The organism is Ancylomarina sp., assembly GCF_041555295.1.
Taxonomy (GTDB): domain Bacteria; phylum Bacteroidota; class Bacteroidia; order Bacteroidales; family Marinifilaceae; genus Ancylomarina.
On record NZ_JBFFKR010000262.1, the window covers coordinates 1 to 4,855 of the forward strand.

Annotated in this window: 4 protein-coding genes; 1 reads left to right on the forward strand and 3 read right to left on the reverse strand. The window is 37.5% G+C overall.

Annotated elements, in window-relative coordinates; translation table 11 throughout:
* Positions 1–777: glycosyltransferase family 2 protein (locus tag ABY905_RS14130; protein ID WP_372644984.1), on the reverse strand; the 777-nt coding region annotated here is incomplete at its 3' end.
* Between the two features lie 209 nt (positions 778–986).
* Between ABY905_RS14130 and ABY905_RS14135 the strand changes: the two genes are divergently transcribed.
* Complete coding sequence (locus ABY905_RS14135) at positions 987–2,108, forward strand: DEAD/DEAH box helicase (protein WP_372644986.1); 1,122 nt, start codon at positions 987–989, stop codon at positions 2,106–2,108.
* Positions 2,109–2,194: 86 nt separating this feature from the next.
* On the opposite strand, the gene ABY905_RS14140 is transcribed toward ABY905_RS14135, so the two are convergent.
* Together ABY905_RS14140 and ABY905_RS14145 are read right to left on the reverse strand one after the other, a co-directional pair.
* The gene (locus tag ABY905_RS14140; RefSeq protein WP_372644988.1) at positions 2,195–3,487 is read right to left on the reverse strand and encodes a DEAD/DEAH box helicase; all 1,293 of its coding nucleotides are present in this window, start codon (positions 3,485–3,487) and stop codon (positions 2,195–2,197) included.
* 185 nt (positions 3,488–3,672) lie between these two features.
* A partial coding sequence (locus tag ABY905_RS14145) for an acyl-CoA dehydrogenase family protein (RefSeq protein WP_372644989.1) occupies positions 3,673–4,855 on the reverse strand: 1,183 nt, incomplete at its 5' end.

The following is a 4,855-nucleotide window of genomic DNA, read 5'->3' on the forward strand; positions in this document are numbered from 1 at the left end:
AGCTGCTGCCAAAATCACTAATAATAAACTGCCAAGCAAAAATAAAGCAGGTATGGTGTAGGTTAATTTAAACTTATCAGGATACCATTTAATTAGAACTGGGCGCATCACGCCAAACTTATAAACTTGCTTGATGAATTTTGAGAAATCGATTCTTCGTTTGTGGAACACATAGGCATCTTCAATCAATCCCACTCGGAATCCGGCATTCATTATGCGATAACTCAGATCTGGATCCTCGCCAGGGGTAACATCGGTGTAGCCACCAACTTTTTTATAAACTGCTTGGCTAATTCCCATATTAAAACTACGAGGTTGGTATTGATCGAGTTTATTCTTTTTGCCCCTTATGCCACCTGTCGTAATTATCGAGGTCATGGCATAATTGATAGCCTTTTGCACCTTGCTAAAAGATTCATGTGCACTATCTGGTCCACCAAATGCATCGAGAGGCGTTTGAGCCAAATGCTTTTCCACCTCTTCGAAATACTGTGGCGGTATAATACAATCCGAATCGAAGAAAATTAAAAAATCTCCCGTAGCCATTCTCATACCCACATTACGGCTATCACCTGGACCCGAATTTGCTTTAAAATGATATTTAATATCAAGCTCATTGGAATAATGCTTAACAATGTCAGAGCAGTCTTCAGTAGAACCATCCTCAATCATCAGAATATCAAAATTCTTATAAGTTTGCTTGGCTAAACTTGCGAGTAACTCTTTAGCTTCGTCAGGTCTATTGTAAATGGGAATAATGACTGAATATTTTGGCATACTAATCAATTGTGTGTTTTAAGAGGGAATTGATATCCGTTTTAACGCTTGTCTTATTTTTCATCCCAAACTTAGCAAATATGAAAGGTTTTATTGAGGTCGATTGCATTAAAAAATTGAAACTCTTTCAGCTAATGTCCATTGCTTTATTCATTTGCTTCCATTTATTTAATAAGTATCTTTGTGCCCAAACTAAATAAATATCTGTTTTGGAGAATTTTAAAGAACTTGGAGTAAGTAAAAACTTTCTTAAGGGGTTGGACGATATGAATATTGTGAAGCCTACCGAAATACAAAGTAGAGTAATTCCAATATTACTAAGTGGAGATACTGATCTTATTGGTCAGGCTCAGACTGGAACAGGGAAGACTGCTGCTTTTGGTTTACCTATGCTTCATCGTATCAATATACATCACAAAGTTGTGCAAGGTTTAATTTTGGCTCCAACCAGAGAGTTGGGGCAACAAATTGCTAAGCAGCTTTTTAAATTTACTAAGTTTTCAGAACAAATTTTTACTGAGGCAGTATATGGTGGAGCACCTATCGAAAAGCAAATTGCGGCTTTGCGACGTCCTACACATATTATTGTTGCGACTCCTGGTCGATTGATCGATCTTGTTAAGAAAAAAGCAATTGATTTAAGTCATGTATCTACTGTGGTATTAGATGAAGCTGATGAAATGCTAAGTATGGGATTCAAAAAGGAACTTGATGAAATTCTGACTTACACGGCTTCTGCTCAAAATAAATGGTTGTTTTCTGCAACGATGCCTCAGGGGATAAGACAGATGGTAAATCAGCATTTGAAAAGTAATGCTCACAGAATTGAAGTGAGTGGTAAAAATGTTGTGAATAAAAACATAGAGCATAAATTTTTGGTCTGTGATGAGAAAGAGAAACTAAATATTCTACTTCAATTTTTAAGCTCACAAAGTGATAATAGAGGCTTGATTTTCTGTAAAACTAAAGTTGCAACGCAAACTTTAGCCAAGCAGCTTATCGCAAGAAATATTCCAGCTGATGGTCTGCATGGTGATCTTTTACAAAAGGAGCGTGATAAGGTAATGCGAGCATTTAAGAATGGTAGTTTGCAGATGATTGTAGCGACTGACCTTGCAGCTCGTGGGATAGACGTAGAGGGACTTTCTTATGTGGTGCATTATCAACTACCAGATAAGGAAGAATATTACACACACCGAAGCGGTAGAACGGCTCGTGCGGGTAAGGAAGGTCTTTCTCTGTCTTTAGTAACAACTCAAGAGTTGAAGAGCATCAGATATTTCCAAAAAGCCTTAAACATCAGTTTTAAGCAAATTAGACAAACGAAATAGTTTTAGGTTCATTCTAAACCAGATATAAAAAAAACTCATGATTCTAAAATCATGAGTTTTTTTGTGCTGTATAAGTTATGAAAACATTAGTCTCTTCTTTTGGTAAAAGGCTTACGTCTTCTATCTGCTTTGTGTTTGTTTTCAGGATCGACTTTCTTCCTAGAATCCGATCTTTCATCAGTACGGCGAGGTCTTTGAGGTCTCTGAGGTTTTTTTGTTTTCTCAACAGGCTCGTTATCACCCGAATTCAAAAATGGATGTTCTGCGATAACTGTAATTTGTTGAGCAATTAACTTCTGAATATCCTTTAAATAGGCTCTTTCTTCAATGTCGCAGAATGATATGGCGATACCACTCGCTGCGGCTCTACCAGTACGTCCAATTCGATGCACATATGTTTCAGCAATATTTGGCAAGTCGAAGTTGACAACTAAAGCTAAATCTGAAACATCGATACCACGTGCAGCAATATCGGTAGCAACAAGTACATTAGTTTTGCCTTCTTTAAAATTAAGCAAGGCATTTTGTCTTTGATTCTGAGACTTGTTTCCATGAATAGCTTCAGAGTGAATGTCAACCTTCTTTAAGAACTTGGTGATTTTATCAGCACCATGTTTTGTTCTTGTAAAGATTAGAGTTGATTGAACTGCGTTACGAGTTAAAAGATGAATCAATAATTTTGGTTTATTCTTCTTACTGACGTAGTATAAGGCCTGCTCAACGCGCTCTGCTGTTGTTTTCTTTGGCTCAATAGTAACCTTCTCTGGATTACCTAAAATCTTTTGTGATAGTTTCACAATAGCAGGAGGCATAGTTGCCGAAAAGAACAGTGATTGTCTTTTGGTCGGTAACTTGGCTACAATTTTACGAATATCGTTAACAAAGCCCATGTCCAGCATGTGGTCCGCTTCATCAAGAACAGAATATCCCACATCCTTTAATGAGACGTAACCTTGATCCATTAAGTCTAAAAGTCGACCTGGAGTTGCAACAAGAATATCAACACCTCTACGAAGTGCTTGTGTTTGTGGCCCTTGTTTTACCCCACCAAAAATTACGGTGTTTACAATACCAGTATGTTTACCATATTCGGTAAAACTATCACCAATTTGAATAGCCAGTTCTCTTGTAGGTGTTACAATTAGTGCTTTTATCCTACGTTGACCGGTGTTTTTAACCTGGTCATTGTAAATGTGTTGTAGGATAGGAATAGCAAATGCTGCTGTTTTTCCGGTTCCCGTTTGTGCACAACCTAACAGGTCCTTTCTTTTAAGAAGGATTGGAATAGATTGTTCTTGTATAGGTGAGGGATATGTATAGCCTTTGGCCTCTAGGGCTTTCAGGATAGGATCAATAATTCCTAATTCTTTGAATGTCATGTATGAAATATAAAAGCGACAAAGATAGGGTAATAGTTTGAAATTCTGCACTTTTGAGAATAAATGCGTTTATTATTTGAACTTCAGGTAAATACTCACCCCTTTTTCATCTTAAAAAAACTCCCCTTCCTCGTAAGAAAGAAGGGGAGAATACTGCTATTAATAAAATAAGTTGTCACTTACTGTTAGGTGAATAAAAGCCATGAGCTTTGATCCTTATACTCTTCAGTAGGTGATACGTTAGTTTGAAATTTATATGAACTAACAAGCATCGAAATTTCATGTTTGATGGTTTCTAAACTGTCGTTGATTAAATCAGATCTAAAGCCTTTTGCCCCCAGTTGGACTACGTGATCGGCAGCCACCACTTTACTGATGATTTTGCCTAGATCAACAATTTTCCTTTGTGGAAGTTTAGTGTCAAGAGTAAAGTCAACAACATTTTTAAAGTATTCAGAAACATTCTTAGTTAGTTCATGGTTCTTAAAGAAATCTGAAAGGTTCATGTTTTTTTTCTTTGTCATGATTTTCATAACCATCTCCGATAGTTGCGTATAAAGCATATCGTTTGATCCTTCAAAAATCTGAAAAGGGCGAGAGTCAATAATCGCTCTTGAGCCAACACTTTCAGCCTTGTACCCATTCGCTCCACTCAATTGAGTAAGCGTTTGCGCAGCTTCTTGCATCATATCTGTAATATATGCCTTCATGCTGTTGGCCTCAATAGCAGCAGTTGCTAGGTTATTCTCTATGCCACTAATTAAAGAACTGCGAGAGCACATGGCAGAACAAATGGTGAATGCACTTTGTATTCTACCAATTTGATGACGTACTTGATCTAAGCTAATTAATGACTTACCACTAACAATTCTAGTTGAACAGTGTTTGATCGACTCATCAAGCATTCGGCGAATAAAGCCCATCCCCATACCAGGGAACTGTAAACGACTTCGGTGCAAGAGGTCCATCATTAACTTTAAACCTGTTGTTTCGGGCTCTAGTTTATATTGCTCAGGGACTTGAATATCTATTGAGTTTTTGCCATATGGAATAGGATATAGGCCTAAGTTATTGTAATATTCTTCAACCTTAATAACTTGTTGAGGTTGTTGAACGTCACAAATAAAGAAGTCAATATCCCGACCTAGTTTCCCATTCTGATCTTGAGGGCGTGAAGTCATTAGCCAGTAATCAGCCATACCTGTAAGCCCTTGCCAATGCTTGGTTCCTTTTATGTGGTACGATTCACCTATTTTGACATTCGAAGTCTGCATACCTAATGCATCACTACCAAAATCGGGTTCAGTAATCATTAAGCCACCCATGTTCTGTTGAGTGAGGAAACGGTCGAAAATGCCTTTTTTCACG